This is a genomic window from Methylobacterium mesophilicum SR1.6/6, from assembly GCF_000364445.2.
Taxonomy (GTDB): Bacteria; Pseudomonadota; Alphaproteobacteria; order Rhizobiales; family Beijerinckiaceae; genus Methylobacterium; species Methylobacterium mesophilicum_A.
This window is the reverse complement of record NZ_CP043538.1, coordinates 5796834-5819108: the sequence shown is the minus strand read 5'-3', so window position 1 is coordinate 5819108 and position 22275 is coordinate 5796834. Positions and strand designations below refer to the sequence as shown.

19 protein-coding genes are annotated in these 22275 nt (G+C 69.4%); 10 read left to right on the top strand and 9 right to left on the bottom strand.

Features of this window, described 5'->3' with window-relative positions; genetic code table 11:
• Positions 1-115 precede the first annotated feature (115 nt).
• A complete protein-coding gene (locus MMSR116_RS27525) occupies positions 116-742 on the bottom strand; it encodes a 2-hydroxychromene-2-carboxylate isomerase (RefSeq protein WP_010684096.1) in 627 nt (208 codons plus the stop codon).
• A 205-nt stretch (positions 743-947) separates the two neighbouring features.
• Here MMSR116_RS27525 and MMSR116_RS27520 point away from each other — a divergent pair, with 205 nt between their 5' ends.
• Positions 948-2192 carry an argininosuccinate synthase gene (locus tag MMSR116_RS27520; protein ID WP_085988029.1) on the top strand — a complete coding sequence of 415 codons (1245 nt, stop codon included), beginning with the start codon at positions 948-950 and terminating at the stop codon, positions 2190-2192.
• A 177-nt stretch (positions 2193-2369) separates the two neighbouring features.
• Here MMSR116_RS27520 and MMSR116_RS27515 read toward each other — a convergent pair whose 3' ends face one another.
• A complete protein-coding gene (locus MMSR116_RS27515) occupies positions 2370-3014 on the bottom strand; it encodes a hypothetical protein (RefSeq protein WP_010684094.1) in 645 nt (214 codons plus the stop codon).
• Between the two features lie 62 nt (positions 3015-3076).
• A complete protein-coding gene (mtgA, locus tag MMSR116_RS27510) occupies positions 3077-3835 on the bottom strand; it encodes a monofunctional biosynthetic peptidoglycan transglycosylase (protein WP_432419880.1) in 759 nt (252 codons plus the stop codon).
• A 47-nt stretch (positions 3836-3882) separates the two neighbouring features.
• Here mtgA and MMSR116_RS27505 point away from each other — a divergent pair, with 47 nt between their 5' ends.
• Entirely contained in the window at positions 3883-4854 is a 972-nt protein-coding gene (locus MMSR116_RS27505) for a polyprenyl synthetase family protein (RefSeq protein ID WP_010684092.1), read from the top strand.
• Positions 4855-5397: 543 nt separating this feature from the next.
• Here MMSR116_RS27505 and mmsB read toward each other — a convergent pair.
• The 4 genes from mmsB to MMSR116_RS27485 all read right to left on the bottom strand — a co-directional run bounded on the left by mmsB (position 5398) and on the right by MMSR116_RS27485 (position 10708).
• On the bottom strand, positions 5398-6627 hold the full coding sequence (gene mmsB, locus MMSR116_RS27500; protein WP_010684091.1) for a multiple monosaccharide ABC transporter permease: 1230 nt from the start codon (positions 6625-6627) through the stop codon (positions 5398-5400).
• A complete protein-coding gene (mmsA, locus tag MMSR116_RS27495; RefSeq protein ID WP_010684090.1) occupies positions 6624-8159 on the bottom strand; it encodes a multiple monosaccharide ABC transporter ATP-binding protein in 1536 nt (511 codons plus the stop codon). The genes mmsB and mmsA overlap by 4 nt, the downstream gene beginning before the upstream one ends.
• A gap of 89 nt (positions 8160-8248) precedes the next feature.
• A complete protein-coding gene (chvE, locus tag MMSR116_RS27490; RefSeq protein ID WP_010684089.1) occupies positions 8249-9322 on the bottom strand; it encodes a multiple monosaccharide ABC transporter substrate-binding protein in 1074 nt (357 codons plus the stop codon).
• A gap of 636 nt (positions 9323-9958) precedes the next feature.
• Positions 9959-10708, bottom strand: a complete 750-nt coding sequence (locus MMSR116_RS27485; protein WP_010684088.1) for an SDR family oxidoreductase — start codon at positions 10706-10708, stop codon at positions 9959-9961.
• Positions 10709-10914: 206 nt separating this feature from the next.
• Here MMSR116_RS27485 and MMSR116_RS27480 point away from each other — a divergent pair, with 206 nt between their 5' ends.
• The 5 genes from MMSR116_RS27480 to mutS all read left to right on the top strand — a co-directional run bounded on the left by MMSR116_RS27480 (position 10915) and on the right by mutS (position 17287).
• Entirely contained in the window at positions 10915-12648 is a 1734-nt protein-coding gene (locus tag MMSR116_RS27480; protein ID WP_039893279.1) for a patatin-like phospholipase family protein, read from the top strand.
• Positions 12649-12746: 98 nt separating this feature from the next.
• Positions 12747-12944 (top strand): hypothetical protein, encoded by a 198-nt coding sequence (locus MMSR116_RS27475; RefSeq protein ID WP_010684086.1) that lies wholly within the window; start codon positions 12747-12749, stop codon positions 12942-12944.
• A 38-nt stretch (positions 12945-12982) separates the two neighbouring features.
• Positions 12983-13840 (top strand): alpha/beta fold hydrolase, encoded by an 858-nt coding sequence (locus MMSR116_RS27470; protein WP_010684085.1) that lies wholly within the window; start codon positions 12983-12985, stop codon positions 13838-13840.
• A gap of 321 nt (positions 13841-14161) precedes the next feature.
• Positions 14162-14455 (top strand): hypothetical protein, encoded by a 294-nt coding sequence (locus tag MMSR116_RS27465; RefSeq protein WP_051072188.1) that lies wholly within the window; start codon positions 14162-14164, stop codon positions 14453-14455.
• Between the two features lie 114 nt (positions 14456-14569).
• Complete coding sequence (gene mutS, locus MMSR116_RS27460; protein ID WP_010684083.1) at positions 14570-17287, top strand: DNA mismatch repair protein MutS; 2718 nt, start codon at positions 14570-14572, stop codon at positions 17285-17287.
• 50 nt (positions 17288-17337) lie between these two features.
• Here mutS and MMSR116_RS27455 read toward each other — a convergent pair whose 3' ends face one another.
• Positions 17338-17787, bottom strand: a complete 450-nt coding sequence (locus tag MMSR116_RS27455; protein ID WP_010684082.1) for a response regulator — start codon at positions 17785-17787, stop codon at positions 17338-17340.
• A 42-nt stretch (positions 17788-17829) separates the two neighbouring features.
• A complete protein-coding gene (locus MMSR116_RS27450; protein WP_083920231.1) occupies positions 17830-18906 on the bottom strand; it encodes a histidine kinase dimerization/phosphoacceptor domain -containing protein in 1077 nt (358 codons plus the stop codon).
• A gap of 205 nt (positions 18907-19111) precedes the next feature.
• On the opposite strand from MMSR116_RS27450, the gene MMSR116_RS27445 reads away from it, so the two are divergent.
• From MMSR116_RS27445 to MMSR116_RS27435, 3 genes are all read left to right on the top strand, one after another.
• Complete coding sequence (locus tag MMSR116_RS27445; RefSeq protein ID WP_010684080.1) at positions 19112-20497, top strand: AmpG family muropeptide MFS transporter; 1386 nt, start codon at positions 19112-19114, stop codon at positions 20495-20497.
• 25 nt (positions 20498-20522) lie between these two features.
• Positions 20523-21461: an EcsC family protein gene (locus MMSR116_RS27440; RefSeq protein WP_010684079.1), complete on the top strand. Its 939-nt coding sequence runs from the start codon at positions 20523-20525 to the stop codon at positions 21459-21461.
• A 79-nt stretch (positions 21462-21540) separates the two neighbouring features.
• Positions 21541-22200, top strand: coding sequence for an MgtC/SapB family protein (locus MMSR116_RS27435; protein WP_010684078.1), 660 nt, complete (start codon positions 21541-21543; stop codon positions 22198-22200).
• Positions 22201-22275 lie beyond the last annotated feature (75 nt).

Here is a 22275-nt window from a genome sequence, read left to right as displayed (position 1 = left end):
CTCGTCCGGGGCATCGCTGTCCCGCTCCGGCCGCACCGAAGCGGAGCCTGACCGGAACCAGGGGGTCGAGTCGGTTTGATGGCGAACCGGGATGAACGGGATCCTAAACCGGATCCTATTTGAGCCCCTTCGGCCGGTCGCCGGTGGCCCAGGCCAGGGCCAGTTCCAACCGGTCGTTGCCCCAGAACAGCTCGCCGTCATCGGCCAGGAAGGTCGGCGCGCCGTAGATCCCGCGCGAGCGCGCCTCCTCGACGCAGACCCGCAGCTTGGTTTTGTTGGACTCGGCGGCGGCGGCGCGCACGGTCTGGGTCCCGTCGAGGCCGAGCGAATCGAGGATCTCGGCGACCGCCGTCGGCTCCGCGATCGAACGCCCCTCGGCGAAGCTCGCGCGGAACACCGCCTTGGTGAACGGCACGAGCCAGTCCTGGTCCTGGCCGTAGACGGCGACGCGCACGGCGCTGAGGCTGTTCTGGGGGAACTGGGCGGGTCGGGTCAGCGGCGGCAGGTCGAGGCGCGCCGCCTCGCGCTCCACGTCCCGCCACATGTTCTTGCCCTTGGCCGGGTAGAGGTTGAACGGCGAGGTCGTCCAGCCCTGCGAGGCGAAGAGCGGGCCCACGAGGAACGGCCGCCAGCGAATAGCGACGCCGGCCTCCGCGGCGGCTGCCTCGACGCGCATCGCCGCAAGGTACGAATACGTGGAGGCGAATTCGTACCAGAACTCCAAAATTGGCTGGCGCGCCATAGACTTCGCTTCTCCGATACACGCTCGCGGCGATGACGACTGGCAACGCCCGGGCCAACTTACGCACGGCCGCAAGGCCGCCGTGAGGCGAAACGCGGCCGATCCTCCGGCAACGGCCTACGCACGAGATGGCGCGCCGGTTGCAGGTCGGTGACACCCGCGATAAGCCGCAGACGCAGCGCCAGATCCCTCGCCCAGTCCCGGAATGAGCATGTCCGTCCCAGCCAAGAGCCCCGTGAAGAAGGTCGTGCTGGCCTATTCCGGCGGCCTCGACACGTCGATCATCCTGAAGTGGCTGCAGACAACCTACGGCTGTGAAGTGGTGACCTTCACGGCCGATCTCGGCCAGGGCGAGGAGCTGGAGCCCGCCCGGCGCAAGGCGGAACTCCTCGGCATCAGGCCCGAGAACATCTTCATCGAGGACCTGCGCGAGGAATTCGTCCGCGACTACGTCTTCCCGATGTTCCGGGCGAACGCCGTCTACGAGGGTGTCTACCTGCTCGGCACCTCGATCGCGCGGCCGCTGATCGCCAAGAAGCAGATCGAGATCGCCGAGAGGGTCGGGGCCGACGCGGTCTGCCACGGCGCCACCGGCAAGGGCAACGATCAGGTCCGGTTCGAGCTCGGCTACTACGCCCTGAAGCCCGACGTGACGGTGATCGCCCCCTGGCGCGAATGGGACCTGCGGTCCCGCGAGCAGCTCATCGCCTTCGCCGAGCAGCACCAGATCCCGATCGCCAAGGACAAGCGCGGCGAGAGCCCGTTCTCGGTGGACGCCAACCTCCTGCACGCCTCCTCGGAGGGCAAGGTGCTTGAGGATCCGGCCGTCGAGGTGCCGGACTACGTCTACTCGCGCACCCTCTCCCCCGAGGAGGCGCCCGACCAGCCGACGATCGTCACGATCGGCTTCGAGCGCGGCGACGCCGTCTCGATCGACGGCGAGGCGCTGTCGCCCGCGAGCCTTTTGGCCAAGCTCAACGAGCTCGGCCGCGCCAACGGCATCGGGCGCCTGGACCTCGTGGAGAACCGCTTCGTCGGCATGAAGAGCCGCGGCATGTACGAGACGCCCGGCGGCACGATCCTGCTGCCGGCGCACCGGGCCATCGAGTCGATCACGCTGGACCGGGGCGCCGCCCACCTCAAGGACCAGCTGATGCCGCAATACGCGGAGCTGATCTACAACGGCTTCTGGTTCTCGCCGGAGCGCGAGATGATCCAGGCGCTGATCGACAAGAGCCAGGAGAAGGTCACCGGCACCGTGCGGCTGAAGCTCTACAAGGGCGGCGTCCACGTGATCGGTCGCGAGAGCCCGCACTCGCTCTACGACCAGGATCTCGTGACCTTCGAGGAAGGGGCAGTCGCCTACGACCACCGCGACGCGGCGGGCTTCATCAAGCTCAACGCCCTCCGGCTGCGGACCCTGGCGCAGCGCAGGAAGCGCGAGGGCTGATCTCCGGCCGATCGACAGCGCCATCGTCCCTGCGGGCGGAGCGAAGCCATCCGGTTCGCGGCACGCTCCCGAGCGTGCCGCTGCCCCCGGGGTTCGCTCGGCGCATGCCGACGAACAGGCGCGCCGGCCAGACGCGGGAGCCGCTGCCGATCCGAGTCCGTCGACCCCGCGGTGGCGTCAGGCGGGTCCCCAACCTCCGCCGGAAAGCCGGAAGTCGCCCGGCCCGAGGTCGGCATAGCGCAGGAAGATCTGCAAGGCCGGCTGCGATTCCCGGTGAAGCCGGACGAGGCGGGTCTCGGCATCCTCGTCATCGTTCGCCGCCGCCTGCGGGACGGCGGCGAGGTGCCGCTTCATGGCAGCGATATAGGAACCGTCGCCACCATACGGCCGCTGCGGATCCACCCGCGGCACGCCCTGCGCCGCATCCCAGCCGAAGCTGAGCCGCGGAATCAGCGCGAGGTGCTCCGGTGTCACCGCGAAGGTGATGTGCTCGGGCGTCTCGCCGGTCTCGGCGTCCCGGAAGACATCGCCGACCGCGCCCGGATCGAGCTTCGCCAGAGCGTTGTGATACTGGTACCGGCCGGGCTTGAGCTGCGCGTTCTGCACGAACACGGCGAGACCGTCCTCGAGCGCCCGGTGCTCCTCCTCCGCCCCCTCGTCGTCGCCGGTCACGTTGGCGATGTCGCCGTCGCGGTCGAGGCTGCCATAGGGCGCTTCCGGGTGAATCGTCGGCGCGCCCGGCTCGGCGCCGCCCCAGGCGACGACCATCCGGCGGATGAGGGCGATGCGCTCCAGGGTCAGGTCGTAGACGGCGTCGCTCATCGTATGTCGGTCCCGGGTGTCGCGCTTCTCCCGCTCGTCTTACAGAGGCGGTCCGGCGCCTGCTACCGCCGCAGGCAGCCGGTGAGCCCCTCGATCCGGCCCATCATGGCCTGGATCCGCGCGGCACGGCGTCTGACCCCCGGGGAGGGGCGGCCGGCGCTGCGGGTGATCGGGTTCGGCAGGACGGCGGCCAGCAGCGCCGCCTCCCCGGAGGTCAGACGGCTCGCATCCTTGCCGAACCAATGCCGGCTCGCGGCCTGCGCGCCGTAGATCCCGTCGCCCCACTCGGCGACGTTGAGGTAGATCTCCATCATGCGGCGCTTGCCCCAGAGCGTGTCGAGCGCCAGCGCCAGGGGGATCTCGATGGCCTTGCGGATGTACGAGCGCCCCGGCCACAAGAAGACGTTCTTCACGGTCTGCATGGCGAGCGTGGAGGCGCCGCGGCTCGGCGAATCGTCGTCCTCCACAACGTCACGGATCGCGCCGAAATCGACGCCGTGGTCCAGGCAGAAGCGCTGATCCTCCGAGGCGATCACCGCCTGCGACAGGGTCGGCGCGATGGCGGACAGCGGCACGGGATCCCGGCTCACCGGCTGGAGTGTCAACCACCGCCCGAGCATCAGGGTCGACGGCGGCATCACCGCGCTATAGACGAGCGCCAGCGTCAGAGCGACGACGAACCCGATGGCGGGGAGCAGAAACAGCCCCCCGACGATCCGGCGGACAAAGCGGGAGCGCCGCGGGCGCGCGAGCGGAAGGTCGCGTCCCGCCGCCTCGCGCCTGCGTCCTGCCCCGGCCACCGTGATCTCGTTCCCGTGCAACTGACGATCGATTGGTTTCCGCAAGGCCAGGACCGGACGTAAGCCCGATGACCCCGACCCCCTCAACGCAGGCACCGACCGGTTCGGTCAAGCCAGGCCAGCCCGCCGTCGATTTTACCCACAGGTTGACGGAAGTCGCCGGGACGGTGGAAACCTTCCTGGTCGAGCGCCTCGGCCCGACGATCGGCCCCGGCGAAATCGACCGGCCGCCGCGCCTCATGGAAGCGATGCGCCACGCGGTGCTCGGCGGCGGCAAGCGCCTGCGCCCGTTCCTCGCGATCGAGACCGCCCGGATGCTCGGCGGCTCCGAGGCCGCCGCCCTGGCGGCGGGCGCGGGTGTCGAGCTGGTCCACTGCTACAGCCTCGTCCACGACGACCTGCCCGCCATGGACGACGACGACATGCGCCGCGGCAAGCCGACCGTGCACAAGGCCTACGACGAGGCGACCGCGATCCTGGTCGGCGACGCCCTCCAGACGCTGGCCTTCGAGATCGTGGCCGATCCGGCCTGGCAGCCGGATCCTCGGATTCGCGCCGACCTCGTGCTCGGTCTCGCCCGCGCCTCCGGCCTCGGCGGGATGGTCGGCGGCCAGCTCCTCGACCTCACCGCCGAGGGACGCTTCGGCGCGGCCAACATGGACGTGGACGACACCCTGCGGATGCAGGCGATGAAGACCGGTGCCATCCTGGCCTTCTCGGTGGAGGCCGGCGCGATCGTGGGCGGTGCCGACGAGGGCCAGCGGGCGAACCTGCTGCGCTACGGCCTCGCTCTGGGGCAGGCCTTCCAGATCGCAGACGACATCCTCGACCGGGAAGCCTCGCCCGAAGCAATGGGAAAGGCCACCGGCAAGGACAAGGATGCCGGCAAGGCGACGCTGGTCGACCGCCTCGGCATCGACGGCGCCCGGGCCGAGTGCGACCGCCTCGTCGGCGTTTGCGAGGACGCGGTCTCGTCCTGGGGAGAGGGCGCCCGGATCCTGCGGGATGCCGCCCGATTCACGGTCGCGCGCAAGACCTGACGCCGGCTCATTCGGGCACGACCTCGGCCATTGACCGGGCCGTTGTCTCCGAACGGTTCGGGCGAAGCCGGATGGCGGGGCTTGCCTGTTCGCAGCCCGGAATCCCGTCTGTCGGCTTCGGCGGTCGGCTCGTTGATCCGCCGTCGGGAACACCCGGCCGCGTCCTGAGTGATTGAGCCTGGCTGATACGGTTGCCGGTTGAACGCTTCGGTCAAGGCGTCTCCCACGGTCATCGCGAGCGAAGCCAAGCGACCCGCGCAGCGCGACCTCGAGTGGTTTGGCGCCGCGTGGATCGCTTCGTTCCGCTCGCAAGGACGGATTGGTTGGAGCCACCGATGTCTTCAGCGGGAAACGCTGGGATTCCGTGCGCCGATCTCTGCCGCGATCGTGGCCTCGTCGACGGCCCCACCGCCGCGATCGGTCGGGAGAAACGGCGTCCGGCACCTTTGCCGCCCCGGGGTCGCCGGCTCGCGACTGCATCGCCTGCGGCAACTGGAGGAGGTGCCCGGCGATCGGACGCGTCGCCGTCCGCTCCAGCCCCGATCAGTGCCGGTTGTTCTTGTTGTGGACGTCCAGGCAGACGGCGGCCAACAGGACGACGCCCTTGATCACCTGCTGATAGTCGACGCCGATCCCCAGGATCGACATGCCGTTGTTCATGATGCCGATGATGAACGCGCCGATCACGACGCCCGAGACCTTGCCGATGCCGCCGGCCGCCGACGCACCCCCGATGAAGCAGGCCGCGATCACGTCGAGCTCGAATCCGACCCCGGCCTTCGGGTTCGCGGTGTTGAGCCGCGCCGCGAAGATCATGCCCGCCAGCCCCGCCAGCGCGCCCATGTTGGCGAAGGTCAGGAAGGTCAGCCGCTCGGTCTTGATCCCGGAGAGCCGCGCGGCCTTGATGTTCCCGCCCAGCGCGTAGATCCGCCGCCCGGTCGTCGTCCGGGTGGTGACGAATCGGTAGAGCATCACCAGCACGAACATCACGAGCAGGACGTTGGGCAGGCCGCGATAGGCGCTCATCTGGTAGGCGAAGGCGAGGATCACGATCGCGGTCACGCCGTTGCGGATGATGAAGGTCGCAAGGGGATCGGCCGGGCCGCCGTTCCTGAGCCGCACCTGCCGGCGCCGCCAATTCAGGCCGACCAGGATCGCCGTGAGCAGGGAGGCGCTCAGGAGGGCCGTCCAGGGGCCGGCGAAGTTCGTGAGGAAGCCCTTGGCGAGGAGCTGGAACACCTCCGGGAAGGGGCCGATCGAGGCGCCTTGGAGGAGCGCCAGCGTCAGCCCACGGAAGACCAGCATGCCCGCCAAGGTGACGATGAAGCTCGGGATGGCGAGGTAAGCCACGAAGTAGCCCTGCAACCCGCCGATGGCCGCGCCTACCGCGAGGCACACGACCGTGGCGGTCAGCGGATCGAACCCGAAGCGCACCATGAGCAGCGCCGCGAGCGCACCCACGAAGCCAACCACTGATCCGATCGACAGGTCGATATGGCCGGCCACGATGACCAGCAGCATGCCCAGCGCCATCACGACGACGTAACTGTTCTGCAGGATCAGGTTGGTGAGGTTCAGCGGCTGGAACAGCACCCCGCCGGTCGCGTACTCGAAGAACACGGTGATGACCGCCAGCGCGAAGACGAGCCCGTATTCGCGCAGCTGCGCTGTCTTGAAGGTCCCCCGTCGCGCCTGCGGCTCGCCACCGGCCTGGGCGCCGGGCAGGATCTCGGTCGGGGACATCATGGGCTTGCTCACAGAGATGTCGGTCATCCGTTCACGTCCTTGGAGCGCATGATCGCGCGCATGATCGCTTCCTGGCTCGCGTCGGCGCGCGGGAACTCGCCCACGAAGCGCCCCTCGTTCATCACGTAGATCCGGTCGCAGAGGCCGAGGAGTTCGGGCATCTCGGAGGAGATCACCAGCACGCCCCGGCCACCGTCGGCCAACTCATTGATGATGCTGTAGATCTCGTACTTGGCGCCCACGTCGATGCCACGAGTCGGCTCGTCGAGGATCAGCACCTTGGGGCCGGTGAACAGCCACTTGCTCAGCACGACCTTCTGCTGGTTGCCGCCCGAGAGGTTCACGGTCTGCTGCGCCACCCCGAAGGAGCGGATGCGCATCTTGGTGCGGTAGTCGCTGGCGATGCGGTGCTCCGCGTCGGTGTCGATCACCGTGGCGGTGGACACGCCAGGCAGGTTCGCCAGGGTCGTGTTCTTGGCGATGTCCTCGCCGAGGATCAGGCCCAGTTGCTTGCGGTCCTCGGTGACGTAGGCGATGCCCGCCGCGATGGCCCGGTCGATGGAGGAGACGTCGACGTCGACACCGTCGATGCGGACGCTGCCGCCGATGCCCTGGCCGTAGGACCGGCCGAACAGGCTCATGGCGAGTTCGGTCCGGCCGGATCCCATGAGGCCGGCGATCCCCACGATCTCGCCCTTGCGCAGGTTCAGGCTGACGTTGTGCACCATCACCCGGTCCGCATGGACCGAGTGGCGCACCGTCCAGTCGCGCACCTCGAGGAGCAGGTCGCCGATCCGCGGCTCGCGGACGGGGTAGCGATTCGCCATCGTGCGGCCGACCATGCCGCGGATGATGCGGTCCTCGTCGATCGCCGCTTTCCGGCAGTCGAGCGTCTCGACGGTGGTGCCGTCGCGCAGGACGGTGATCCGGTCAGCCACCTGGGAAATCTCGTTCAGCTTGTGCGAGATCAGGATCGAGGCGATGCCCTGCGCCCTGAAGCGGCGCAGCAGGCGCAGCAGCGCCTCGCTGTCGGTCTCGCTGAGGCTCGCGGTCGGCTCGTCGAGGATGAGCAGCCTGACCTTCTTGGAGAGCGCCTTGGCGATCTCCACGAGTTGCTGCTGGCCGACGCCGAGATGGGTCACCAGCGTGTCGGGATCCTCGTCGAGCCCCACCAGCGCCATCAGCTCGCGGGCGCGGGCGTAGACCCGGTTCTGGTCGATGATTCCGAAGCGTGCGGGCTCGTTGCCGAGGAAGATGTTCTCGGCGATGGACAGGTAGGGGACCAGAGCGAGTTCCTGATGGATGATGACGATGCCGAGGCGCTCGCTGTCGGAGATGTCGCGGAAGTGCCCGGGTCGGCCCTCGTAGGTGATCTCGCCCTCGTAGGAGCCGTGCGGGTAGACGCCGCTCAGGACCTTCATCAGCGTCGACTTGCCGGCGCCGTTCTCGCCCACCAGGGCGTGGATCTCGGCGGGTTCGACCGTGAGGTTGACGTCGTTGAGGGCCCTGACGCCGGGAAACGTCTTGGAGATGCCCCGCATTTCGAGGACGGGCTGCATGCGCGCTCTTCGGCTCGGTCGTCACGGTCGAAACCCGCGCCGGCGGGCGGGCGCGGGTCGGAGGGGGCCGGGCCGCAGCCCGGCAGCGGTCACTTGAGCTGGTCGAGGGTGTAGTAGCCCGTGTCGACCAGCGCCGCCTTCCAGTTGGCCTTGGTGACGATCACCGGCGTCAGCAGGTAGGACGGCACGACCTTCTTGCCGTTGTTGTAGGTCTTCGAGTCGTTGATCTCGGGCTGCCGGCCACCCTCGATGGCGTCGATCATCGCCACCGTCACCTTGGCCAGCTCGCGCGTATCCTTGAAGATCGTCGCCGTCTGCTCGCCCGCGATGATCGACTTGACCGATTGCAGCTCGGCATCCTGGCCGCTGACCACGGGGAGCTTCATGGTGCCCGAGCCGTAGCCGACGCTCTTCACCGACGAGATGATAGCGGTGGAGATGCCGTCATAGGGTGAGAGCACGGCATCGAGATGCGCGGTGCCGTAATAGGCCGAGAGCAGGTTATCCATGCGGGCCTGGGCGGTCGCCCCGTCCCAGCGCAGGGTCGAGACCTTGTCCATGCCGAACTGGCCCGAGCGCACCACCAGCGTCCTGGCGTCGAGGTAGGGCTGCAGCACCGACAGCGCGCCGTCGTAGAAAAAGTAGGCGTTATTGTCGTCGGGTGAGCCGCCGAACAGCTCGATGTTGAACGGCCCCTTCCCGTCCTTCAGCCCGAGCCCATCGACGATCGAGGTCGCCTGCTGCACGCCGACCTTGTAGTTGTCGAACGTGGCGTAGTAATCGACGTTCGCTGTTCCCTTGATGAGGCGGTCGTAGGCGATGACCTTCACGCCGCGCTCCGCTGCCTTCGCCAGTACATCACTGAGCGTCGTGCCGTCGATCGAGGCGATGACCAGGACTTTCACGCCCTTGGTCAGCATGTTCTCGATCTGCGCGAGCTGGGTCGGGATGTCGTCGTCGGCGTATTGCAGGTCCGGCTTGTAGCCCTTGGCCTTGAGCAGCTTCACGATGTTGTTGCCGTCGTCGATCCAGCGCTGGGACGACTTCGTGGGCATGGCCACACCGATCGGATCACCGCCCGCCGCCTGCGCGGGCGGTGCGGCCAAGCCGCTCAAGAGGGCAGCTCCGAAGAAAAATTTCCGAATCGTGTGCTTGCCGAACATAATCCCCCCGCCGTTCTTGTTCTAGAAATCCGGACGATCACACAGATCCCGATCCGGATCAAAGGATCGATGATTTCGCTATTGCTAGGTTAAAAGCCATCAATAGCTGTTGTCGTTGCGCATCTGAAAGGGGCTATTTGCCATGACATCGACAATCGACGCGTTTTTATTATTAACTATGCGAGACGGCATGTGCTTTTTACTTAGCAGGTGCCAGCAGCTTGAGGTCAGTCTGATCGAAGTCGGCGCGCCGGGCGCTTGTCTTCTCCCCACGGCGACCGGATTTGAGCCCAGCCGTTCTTCGGCGCCTGATTTGTATGAGTTATAGCGCGGGCCGTCAATCGCGTGCGGGCGCATCGAGGCTCAAAACGCAGGTCTTTGGATGAGCCGTGCCGGTCCGCGCAGACCCTGCCGGACAGCGTACCCCTGCCCGGGGAGGCCAGGCGTCGGCGGGCCCGGGGCCGGCGCCGGAAACGCCACTGGTTTCCGCAGCGCCAGCCGGTTGTGGCGCGTCATTTCAGGGCGAGAGAGTTCAGTTCGAGGGATCGCCTCCAACCGTCTCCGTCTCGTGTTGCGTCTCTTGTCGCGTCTTATGGGGCGGAGGCGAGCGTCGCGATGCCCGCGTCCTTCGCGCCTTCAGCCGCGTCCGACGAACGGCATCTTGGTGGCCATGATGGTCATGAACTGCACGTTGGTCTCCAGCGGCAGGCTCGCCATCGTCAGGACCGCCTGTCCGACATGGTCCGCGTCCATCACCGCCTCGGCGCGGAGCGACCCGTCGGCCTGGCGCACGCCGGCCTTCATCTTGCCGCCCATAGGCGTGTCGGCGTTGCCGATGTCGATCTGGCCGCAGGCGATGTCGTAGGCGCGCCCGTCCAGCGAGGTCGCCTTGGTCAGGCCGGTCACCGCGTGCTTGGTCGCCGTGTAGGCGATCGAGTTCGGCCGGGGGGCGTGGGCCGATATCGAGCCGTTGTTGATGATCCGCCCACCCCGGGGGTCCTGGTCGCGCATGAGACGGAAGGCGTGCTGCGTGCACAGGAACAGCGCCGTGAGGTTGGTGTCGACCACCTGTCGCCACGTCTCCAGCGGCAGATCCTCCAGGGGCACCGCCGGTGCACCGATGCCGGCATTGTTGAAGAGGAGGTCGAGGCGGCCGAACGCCGCGTGCGTGCGGGCGAAGAGATTGGCGATCGACGCGGGGTCGGTCACGTCGGTCGGCACCGGCAGCGCCCGATCGCCGATCTGGGCGGCCACCTCTTCCAGGGGGGCCGGCCGGCGGCCGGAGAGCACGACGGTCCAGCCACCGCCGGCGAGCGCCAGGGCGGCGGCCTTGCCGACGCCCGTCCCCGCCCCGGTCACGATCGCGATCCGATCCGCCCTCGACATGCCGTCCTCCCGGTCCAATTTCCGTCCGCCTGTAGCGGATGGCGTCCGCGGCGCGAAGAGTTTCGGGTTTCAGATGCCGCACGCGGTCACGACGGGCGGCCGGTGGACTATGATTTGACGGGCGGCGGGCGAGAGGAAGGACGGGGGACGATGCGGCGATGCCCGGTGGGAGGTCCGCGCCATCCGGCTGATCCGGCGGTGACGGCGTGAGCACGCCCCTGATCCCTTTTCTCGCGGGGCTCGACGCGGCCGCGATCGAGGCGGTGCGCGCCCGCATGGTGCCGCTCGCCGTCCCGGCCGGCCACACGCTGTTCGAGCAGGGCGCGCGGGGGGATGCGCTCTACACCCTGGTCTCGGGGGCGATCGGCGTCTCGGCGCGCGATCACAACGGGAAGCCGACGCGGCTCGCGCGCCTCCGGCCACCCGAGACCTTCGGCGAGATGGCCCTCTTATCGGATGCGCCGCGGGCGGCCACCGTGATGGCGCTCCGCGATTCGCACTGTCTGCAGCTGACCCGCGAAGCCTTCGAGGCGGTCATCGCCGAGCATCCGCACACGCTCCTCTACTTCGCCCGCATGCTGGCAGACCGCATCCGCGCGATCTACGACGGCTATTCGTTGCACCACGCGCCGCGCGTCTTCACGATCCTCGCGGTAACGGAGGGTCCCGACCCGGCCGCGCTCGCGCCGCGGCTCGCCGCAGCCCTCGACGCGCTCCTGCCGGGGGAGACCAGCTGCCTCACCGACTGGCCTGACGGGGCCGACGAATCGTGGTTCCAGGAGTTCGAGGGCCGGAACGCGCGCACGATCCTGGCCGCGCGCGAGATCGATTGTCCCTGGTGCCGGCAGAGTCAGCGCCGGGGCGACCACGTGCTGCTGCTGGCCGAGCCGGACGCGCCGCCGCGGCCGGGGGCGGCGGCCTACCTGAAGCGTGTGCGCTCCGACTGGATCCGCATGGACCTAGTGGTCCGGCAGGATGCCGGTGCGCGGCGCCCGAAGCCCCTGCATCCCGCGGTGGCCGCCCTGCGGGCGGCCCTGCGGATTCAGCTGCGTGACGACCGCCCGGCGGATCTCGAGCGCCTCGCCCGGCTCGTCAGCGGCACGGCCCGGGGCCTCGTCCTCGGCGGCGGCGGGGCGCGGGGGCTAGCCCATCTCGGAGTCCTGAAGGCCCTCGACGAGGCCGGCTGCGCGCCCGACTTCGTGGGCGGCACCAGCATGGGCGCCATCATCGCGGCGAGCCTCGCGATGGGCTGGAGCACGGCGGAGATCCACGCGCAGACCGAGGCGTTCTTCGCCTCCAGCAACCCGATCAACGACTACACGCTGCCGCTCCACGCCCTGACTCGCGGCGCCAAGGTCGATGCCGGCCTCGCCGCGCGCTACGGCGGCGCGCGGATCGAGGATCTGTGGCTGCCGTTCTTCTGCGTCTCGTCGAACCTCACCACCGGCAACACGATGGTTCACCGGTCGGGCGACCTGCCGAAGGCCCTGCGGGCCAGCATCGCGATCCCCGGCCTGCTGCCGCCGGTCCTCTGCGACGAGGGTGTCCTGGTCGATGGCGGCATGATGAACAACCTGCCGGCCGATGTCGCCGCCGACATGGAGCGCGGGCCGGTCCTGGCCGTCGATGTCGGGAGCGACCGAGCCTTCCAGGACATGCCGACGCGGGGATGGAGCGGCCGGCTCATGCGCAAGCTGATCGGCTCGCCCCTGGCGATGCCGGGCCTCGCGCCGCTGCTGCTGCGCGCCGCCACCGTGTCGAGCGATGCCCAGAGCCTGATGGCCGCGGCCCATGCCACGGCCGTCTTGAAGCCCCAGCTGTCCGGAATCGATCTCCGGGCGTGGTCGCGGTTCGAGGAATCCGCCGAACTCGGGTACCGCGAAACCCGCGCGGGCATCTCGGGCGGGGCGCTCGCGCGCTGGCTCGACCCGGTGCGCTGATCGGTCCTCGTGCGGCACCGCACGCTTGCGACCGCGGACCCTGTAACCCGGCGCGCCGCGCGCCGATCTCCCGAGAGAGACACGCGGAGCACATGACCATGACCCACATCCCTTCGAAGCCGATCGACGGACGCGCTTTCGCTCCCGGCAGCACTGCGATGTCGTTACCCGCCGGCGGAGGCCTGCTCGAGGGGGCGGCCTTCGTGCTGCTGTGCCTCCTGACCCGGACGACGCCGGATCGTCTCCGGGACCAGCTGTCGCCCGAGGCGGGCCCCTGTGCCACGCTCGGGTTCTGAGCGCCGCGCGCCCGCGTCGTGACGGAGCCTCGCCCGATATGGACGTGACAGGCGTCAGCTTTCGCCGGATCGCACTGCCGGACGTGACCCTGCATGTCGCCGAGGCGGGGCCTGCGGAGGGGCCGGCGGTGATCCTGCTGCATGGGTTTCCGGAGTTCTGGTACGGCTGGCGCCACCAGATCGCGCCCCTCGCCGAGGCCGGCTTCCGCGTGATCGTGCCGGACCAGCGCGGCTACGGGCTCAGCGACAAGCCGGAGGGTCGGTCGGCCTATCACCTCGACCGGCTCGCGGCCGACGTGGTGGCCCTGGCCGACGCCTGCGGCGCGCCGACCGTGCGGCTGGTCGGCCACGACTGGGGCGGACTCGTCGCGTGGTGGGTCGCGAGCCTCTACCCGGCGCGGATCGAGCGCCTGGCCATCCTCAACGCGCCGCACCCCGCCATCGTCGGCGACTACATGTGGCATCATCCCGGCCAGTGGCTCCGCAGCGTCTATGTCGGCCTATTCCAGCTTCCCCGACTTCCCGAGCGGCTGCTCACCGCCGACCGGTGCCGCGCCCTGCGGCATGCCCTGGTGAGAACCAGCCGGCCGGGCGCTTTCGCGCCGGCCGACCTCGAACGCTACGTCGCGGCTTGGCGCCAGCCCGGCGCGATGACGGCGATGCTCAACTGGTACCGCGCCCTGGTCCAGCTGGAGCGGGCCGAACCGCCCCGGGTCCGGGTGCCGACACTGATCCTCTGGGGGAAGCGGGACACCGCCCTTCAAGCCGGACTCGCGCAGTCGAGCCTCGCCTTCTGCGACGACGGCCGGATCCGCTGGTACGAGCGCGCATCCCACTGGCTGACGCACGAGGAGCCGGCCGCCATCGCCGCGGATCTTGAGCGCTTCCTGGCCTGAGCACCTGCTCCGACCGGAAAAGGTCTTCGTCACCTGAGATCATCGGAGCGAGCGGGACCGCGGACAGGTCCTGTCCCGGGCGCGCATCAACCTGTCGCGCAGGGGATGGCGTCAACGCACGACAAGATTGTATCAGATATTCAATCTCGCCTTTAAGTTCTGATCACTGCTGCCTTCGTTCATCGGGCGTACGGATCAGAGCACCCGATAATCCATGATTTCCTATTGGGACAAAGTCTATTTTTCTAAATTGCCGTGGAACATTCCAATCCAGCAGCCCTTAGGTTGTCGCTCATGAGGGCGGATCGGAGATAGCACATCATGTCTTTTCGCACGCTTTTGACCGCCGGCCTGTTCGCGGCTGGTCTTGTCGCGGGCACGGCAGCCGCCCAGGCCGCGCCCGCGATGCCGCAACCCGGCCTTGTCGAAGGCGGTTTGGTCGAGCACGTCGTCATGCATCGCCACCATCGGATGCATCGGCATCGCACCACCCGTCATGAGCGCCGGATGCGCCGCATGAACACGCATCGGCACGGCAACCCGAACGCGAAGAACCCCGCCCTCCGCGGGCACCAGCAGAATCTCGGCAACACCACGAACGGCCCCCGCTACTGAGGACCGGCCGTTCCGCGCGCCGGAACCGCTGCCATCCACCATCGAGGCGGCTTCTCCCCAGCCGCCTCGGTGCCCGCGTCCTGATTTGCGGCCCGCGCTCTGCTAAGAGGCGGCATGGCCCGAACCGCCGTCCGCCCCGCCGCCGACACGACGCACGCCACCGGCCTCGATCCGGTGGGCGCCACGCCCATGATGGCGCAGTACATCGAGATCAAGGCCGCCAATCCGGACTGCCTGCTGTTCTACCGGATGGGCGACTTCTACGAGCTATTCTTCGAGGATGCCGAGATCGCGTCCCGGGCGCTCGGCATTGTGCTGACCAAGCGCGGCAAGCATGCGGGATCCGAGATCCCGATGTGCGGCGTGCCCGTCGATCGCGCGGACGATTACCTCAACCGCCTGATCGCCCTCGATCATCGTGTCGCCGTCTGTGAGCAGACCGAAGATCCCGCCGAGGCGAAGAAACGCGGGCCGAAATCGGTGGTGCGCCGGGAGGTCGTGCGCCTCGTCACGCCCGGCACGATCACCGAAGACCGGCTCCTGGACCCGGCCCGGGCCAACCTCCTGCTGGCGATCGGCCGCCGCAAGACCGGGGAGGGGGCGGTGGCCTACGGCCTTGCCGCGGTGGACATCTCCACCGGCCGCTTCGCCTTGAGCGAGGTGGCCGGCGGCGACCTCGCGGGCGCCATCGCCCGGCACGACCCGCGGGAGATCGTCCTGTCGGAGGCGATCCATGCGGATCCGGCCCTCGCCCGGATCTGGCAGGAGAGCCGGGCCGCCATCGTACCGCTGGCCCAGGCCGAACTGGAGCCCGCCGCCGCCGAGCGGCGTCTGCGCGAGCAGTTCGGGGTCTCGACCCTTGAGGGCTTTGGTCAGTTCAGTCGGGCCGAGATCGCGGCGGCCGGCGCGGCGCTGCTCTACATCGCCCGCACGCAGCTCGCCGCGAGGCCGCCCCTGGCGGTCCCGACCCGGGAGGATGCGGGCGCGACGCTCGCCATCGACGCGGCGACGCGGGCGAATCTCGAACTCACCCGCACCCTGTCGGGAGAGCGCGCGGGAAGCCTCCTCGCCACGATCGACCGAACCGTGACGGCCAACGGCGCGCGGCTCCTGGCCGAGCACCTCGCCGGCCCGCTCACCCACCTCACCGCCATCGCCCGGCGTCACGCGGCCGTGGCACATCTCGTCGAGGATCGGGGGCTGCGCGGTGCGTTGCGCGATGCCCTGGCCCGGTCGCCGGACCTGGCCCGCGCCCTGTCGCGGACCGGCCTTGGCCGGGCCGGTCCCCGCGACCTCGCCGCCATCCGGGACGGTCTCGCGGTGGCGGCGGATCTCGGGGCACGCCTCGCGGCCGTGCCGGATCTGCCGGAGGATCTCGCCCGTCTGGGCGAGCATCTGTCCGGTGCCGATCCCGACCTGATCGCGACCCTGTCGGCGGCCCTTGCCGACGAGCTTCCGCTGAGCCGGCGCGACGGCGGCTTCGTCCGCGCGGGCTACCACCCCGAGATCGACGAGGCGCGAACCCTCGGCCAGGATTCGCGCAAGGTCATCGCGGCCCTGCAGGCCCGGTACGCCGAGCAGACCGGGTGCCGCACCCTGCGGATCAAGCACAACAACCTGTTGGGCTACTTCATCGAGGTCCCGCAATCCGTGGGCGAGGCCTGCCTCAAGGGCCTCCAGAGCGAGTTCGTCCACCGGCAGACCATGGTGGACGCGATGCGCTTCACCAGCGTCGAACTGGGTGAGCTGGAATCGAAGATCTCCGGTGCCTCCGACCGCGCGCTCGCCCTGGAGGGCGCGGTGTTCGACGATCTCGCCGCCCGGGTGCTCGCGCGGGCCGAGCCCGTCGCCGAGGTGGCGGAGGCGCTCGCAGGACTGGACGTCGCCGCGAGCCACGCCGAACTGGCGGTCGAACTCGACTGGCGGCGGCCGGTGGTCGACGATTCGCTGAGCTTCGTCGTGATGGGCGGCCGCCACCCGGTGGTCGAGGCGGCCCTGCGACACGCGGGCGAGCCGTTCATCGCCAATGATTGCGATCTCTCCGGCGACACCCGCGGACGGATCCGGCTGATCACCGGGCCCAACATGGGCGGCAAGTCGACCTTCCTGCGCCAGAACGCGCTGATCGCGGTACTCGCCCAGATGGGCGCCTTCGTGCCGGCCGCGGAGGCGCGAATCGGGCGGGTCGACCGGCTGTTCTCACGGGTCGGCGCCGCCGATGACCTAGCCCGCGGCCAATCGACCTTCATGGTCGAGATGGTCGAGACCGCCGCGATCCTGAATCAGGCGACCCGGCGCTCGCTCGTGATCCTCGACGAGATCGGCCGCGGCACCGCGACCTTCGACGGTCTCTCCATCGCCTGGGCCTGCCTGGAGCATCTGCACGAGGCCAATGCCTGCCGGGCGCTCTTCGCCACGCACTTCCACGAGTTGACGGCCCTGGGCGACCGCCTGGCGCGGCTCGAGAACGCGACGCTGAAGGTGGCCGAGCACCGGGACGGGGTCGTGTTCCTGCACGAGGTCGTGCCCGGGGTGGCCGAGCGGAGCTACGGCCTGCAGGTGGCGCGGCTGGCGGGCCTGCCCGGCAGCGTCGTGACCCGGGCCGGCGCGATCCTCAAGAGCCTCGAGAAGGCGGAGCGGGGCCGCCCCGCCCGCGCGCGGATCGACGACCTGCCGCTCTTCGCCGCCCTGGCTCCGCCGCCGCTGCCGGAGCCGCCGCCCGAGGACCCCCTCGGCGCGCTCCTCGACGCGATCGATCCCGACGCGCTGACGCCGCGGGAAGCGCTGGACGCGCTCTATCGGCTGAAGCGGGAGCGGGCGGGCAAGGGCTAGGCGAGCCGCACAGTCGCGACTCCGGGGATTTCAGAGCGGTGTGGAGGGCCTCAGGCCGGAGCCGGGGAGAAGCCGTCCGGACAGCTGGGCTCGCGCCGGCCGGCGCGGCGATCCGCGACGTAATCGAGGGTGCTGGCCACGACCCGCTCCGAATAGGGCTTCGCGATCACCCCGATCGCCCCGGCGAAGTCCTCCGGGATGCGCTTGGCGTTCGCGGTCATGAACACCACCGTGGTGCGCCGGTCCGCCGACAGCGCCCGGGCCACCTCGATGCCGGTGGGTCCGTCGACCAGATGAATGTCCACGAGGGCGACGTCCGGCGCGGTGGAGCGCCCCATCGCGATGGCTTCGGCCGCGTTGCCGGCGACGCCCACCGTCACGTGCCCCAGATCGTCCAGAAGGCACTCCAGCTCCAACGCGATGAGCGCCTCGTCCTCGACCACGAGGATTCGGAGGGCCGCCGCATTGGTGTCGCCCAGCTCCATATCCACTCCGTTCATCGACACGGGAGCCGGTGAGCTTGAAGCGTCACGGCCGAATCCTCAAGACGCGCCCCGGATCGGAATATCGATCTCCACGGTGGTGCCGGGCTCGGCATCCGACCACGCGATGGTTCCGCGCATCTGCCGGACGACCATCTCCACGAGGTTGCGCCCGAAGCCCGCCGGGTTGGGTGGAGCCGCCGCGAGCCCGATCCCGTCGTCCCGGATCGTCAGATGCATCCCCGACTCGGTGCGGCGGGCCGCGATGGAGACGCGGCCCTCGCGCTCGTCGGGGAACGCGTGCTGCAGGGCGTTCGCGGTCAGCTCGTGGATCAGCAGGGCGAGCGGGGCCGCCATCGCGGCCGCGACCGCGATCGGCTCGACATCGGCCTCCACTCGGCGCCGGTCCGGATCGAGGCCGGCGTTCATGTCGGCCAGGAATTCGGCCGCGAACTCGCCGAGGTTGAAATGCGTGCAGTCGCCCTCCGAGTAGAGCATCCGGTGCGCCGTCGACAGCGCCCCGATCCGCTCGGCCATGCTCTGCAGCGCGTCGCGGGCCTCCCCTTCCGGCGTCCGGCGCGCCTTGAGCAGCATGAGCGACGAGATCACCTGAAGATTGTTCTTCACCCGGTGATCGACCTCGTGAAGCAGCGCGGTCTTCTGCTCCAGCGCGGCGCTCAGGTCCTGCGTCCGGGCATCGACCAAGCGCTCCAAGTGGTCGTTCGTCCCGCGCATGATCAGTTCGAGCTGGTGGACGTGGGTCATGTCCGCCTGCGCCGCGTAGAAGAACGCCACGCCCTCCGCGTCGCGGACCGGTGTGATGGTCATCGCGTTCCAGAACGCCGTCCCGTCCTTCCGGTAATTCAGCAGTTCCACCGAAATCGGCTCCGCCGACCGGATCGCTCCGCGGATCCGCTCGACGGTCGCCCGGTCAGTCGCAGGGCCCTGCAGCATGCGGCAATTGCGCCCGACGATCTCGTCAGCCCCGTAGCCGGTCGCCGCCAGGAAGGCATCGTTGGCCCAGGCGACGGGGTTGTCCGGCGCGCGGGCATCCGTGATGACCATCGGCGACGGGCTGCGCGCGAACGCGTCGACCAGCGCCGTGGGTGGCGGACTGGGCTTGGCTCGGACACTCAACGCATCAATCCATACACAGGCGACGACACCCGTTTGACCGGCGGCGCCTGCGAAACGCCGCGCGCCGCAGGACGGGGGCACCGCGTTAAGCAAGCTTCGATCAAGATTGAGGCAAAAGACATCACAATCCAGCGAAAAAACCTGCGGCGTAAGGCTGCCACGATTTCGCGGGATCAAGGCCACGCAGGCTCAGGAGTTCCATGCCATGGCCAACCAGCCGCCGGCCGCGCACCGCTTCCGGCTCCGCGACATCGTGGAGGACCGGCGCATCGCGCTGATGCTTGCATTGGGCTTCTCCTCGGGACTGCCGCTGCTCCTTGTGCTCGGGACCTTCACGCTCCGGCTCGCCTTCTCGGACATCGATGTGCGGGCGATCGGCCTGTTCAGCTACGTGGCGCTGCCTTACTCGCTGAAGTTCCTGTGGGCTCCGGCCATCGACCGCCTCAACGTCCCGGTGCTGGGTGCTCGTCTCGGGCGTCGCCGGGCCTGGATGGTGACTACCCAGGCCGCCGTCGCTCTGTGCCTCGTTCTGATGGCCTTCTCGGACCCGAAGACCAACCTCGCGCTCCTCGGCCTCGGCGCCTTCCTGGTGGCGTTCTGCGCAGCAAGCCAGGACGTGGTCATCGACGGCTGGCGCATCGACGCCGCCGGCAGCGACTTCCAAGGCATCCTGGCGGCGACCTCGAACCTCGGCTACCGCCTGGGCCTGATCACCGCCGGCGCCGGCGCGCTGTTCATCGCCTCGGCCGGCGGTTGGACGCTGGCCTACCTGATCATGGCCGCGCTCATGCTGGTCGGGATGATCGCTGCCCTGCTGGCTCCGCCATTCGACACGCATCGCGCGGCACAAGTGGAGGAACCGGGCCGATCGCGGCTGTGGTCGATGCGCCGGGCCGTGCTCGAGCCGCTGACCGAGCTCCACGGTCGCTTCGGCACCGCCCTCTGGGGCATCCTGCTCCTGGTGGCGCTCTACCGGTTGCCAGACTTCCTGTCGGGCGTGATGGCGAGCCCCCTCTACCGCACCCTCGGCTTCGACCTGAAGGAGATCGCCACCGTCACCAAGCTCTACGGGATCTGGATCGGAATCGCGGGCGGCTTCGCCGGCGGCTGGGCGCTGGCCCGCCTCGGGCTGTTCCCGACCCTGCTGCTCGGCGCATTCCTGGCCGCGTCCTCGCACCTCGCCTTCGCGTGGTTGTCGGCAGGCCCAGCCGACATCTGGCGCCTGACCGTGGCCATCTCGATCGAGAATTTCTGCGGCTCCTTCGCGGGGATCGTGCTCATCGCCTACATGTCGAGCCTGACCAGCATGGCCTACGCGGCCACCCAGTACGCGCTGTTCTCCTCGCTCTACGCCCTCCCGGGCAAGCTCGTGGCGGGCTCGTCCGGCTTCGTCGTCGCGGCGATCGGCTATCCGGCCTTCTTCGTGATGACGTCGCTGGTGGGAATACCGGTCCTGATCCTCGCCCTTGCCGTCGGGCGACGGAGCGGCCGCTTGGCCGATGCGGTGCCGGTACGGGACGCGGGTGAGCCGGGGAACCGCATACCGGGGGCCGAACTTCCTTCCACGGCGCGAGCCCCCGGGGCCGCGTGAGCGGGACAGAACCAGGAACCCACGGATGAGCACGAGCGACCTGACCCGCGCCGACGAGACTCTGCCGGCGGCCACGCCCGAGACCGCCCTGAGCGGGGCCGACCTCGCCGCCCTCCGCCGGGCCGTGCGGATCCTGGAGCGGCCGAGCCTGGCGGCACGCCTCTCCGCGGCGGCCGGCGCGCCCCTCGACATCATCGGTCGCTCGCTGCCCGCGCCCATCACAGAGGCGGTCGGCCGCAGCACGGAGGCCGCCATGCGGGGCGCCATGCGCGTCGCCCTGGCGACGCTGCCGCGCACGGAACTCGCGCCGGCCGAGGGTGAGGGTGTCGTGGCCGCCTCCGCCAAGGCCGAGAGCCGGGTCGCGCGGATGCTCGGCTCCGGCGAGACCAAGCATAAGGCGATGGCGGCCCTCTCGGGCGCGGTCGGGGGCGCCTTCGGCCTCGCGACGCTGGCGGTCGAGCTTCCGGTCTCCACCACGTTGATGCTGCGCTCGATCGCTGAGATCGCCCGCGAGGAGGGCGAGGATCTGGAAACAGCCGAGAGCGCACTGGCCTGCGTCCAGGTCTTCGCGCTGGGCGGACGGGCGGCTGCGGCCACCGAGGCGGGATCGGCCCTCACGGAGAGCGGCTACTTCGCGGTTCGTGCCGCCTTGGCGAAGACGCTGGCGGAAGCAGCGCGCTACGCCGGCAGCAAGACACTCCTCGACCAATCGGCCCCAGCCCTCATCCGCTTCACCGCGCAGATCGCGGCCCGGTTCGGTCTCGTGGTCTCACAGAAAGTCGCCGCGCAGGCGGTTCCGATCCTCGGTGCGTTCGGCGGCGCGGCGGTGAACGCCGCTTTCATGGACCATTTCCAGAGCACGGCTCGGGCACATTTCACGGTCCGGCGCCTGGAGCGGACCTATGGCGCAGCGGCCGTAAGGGCGGCCTACGAGATCGAGAAGGCGGCCCTCGGGATCGCTTGATAGCCGGCTCATATTCCGCGAGACTTCCGACCGTCGACGACGGTGTGTCAGGGAGGTTGCGCTGATCGGCAATGGCGAGATGGTGGCCCGGCTGGCTCTGGCGGCCCTTTTCGGCAGCGTGATCGGCCTGGAACGCGAACGCCTGCTCTGGGCGGCCGGATTGCGGACCCACATGCTGGTCTGCGTCGGCTCCTGCCTGATTATGCTGGTCTCGGCCTTCGGGTTCTCCGACGTGCTCGGAATGCAGCACGTGGTGCTCGATCCCTCCCGTATCGCCGCGCAGGTGGTGTCGGGCATCGGCTTCCTCGGAGCGGGCACGATCCTGCTGCGCGGCGAGGTGGTGAAAGGCCTCACGACCGCGGCCAGCCTCTGGGGCGTCGCGGCGATCGGCCTGTCGATCGGCAGCGGGCTCTACGTGCCGGCCCTGGCGGCGACGGCGCTGATCGTCGGCATCCTGGCCGGGGTCAAGCCGTTCGAGGAGCGCTGGCGGGACCGGATGCGGGCCCAGACCCTGCGTCTGATAGCCCGCAAGGGAGCCCTGTCGATCGACACCCTCAATGCGGCGTCCGGCGAGCGCGCCTCGCGGGTGCGGACCTTCGCGGTCCGCCCGAGCGCTGACCCGGACCTCGACGAGGTCACCGTCACCTTCGTGCGCCTGTCTCGGACGAGCTTCGAGGCCATCGCGGCGAAGCTGCGGGCGCTGCCCGACGTCACGGCGGTGGAGGAGGGGGAGGAATAGACCTGCCAGGCACGCCGCGCATCATCGCGAGCGTCGTAATACGACCCGGGGCAGCGCGCCGTCTGTATGCTGTCT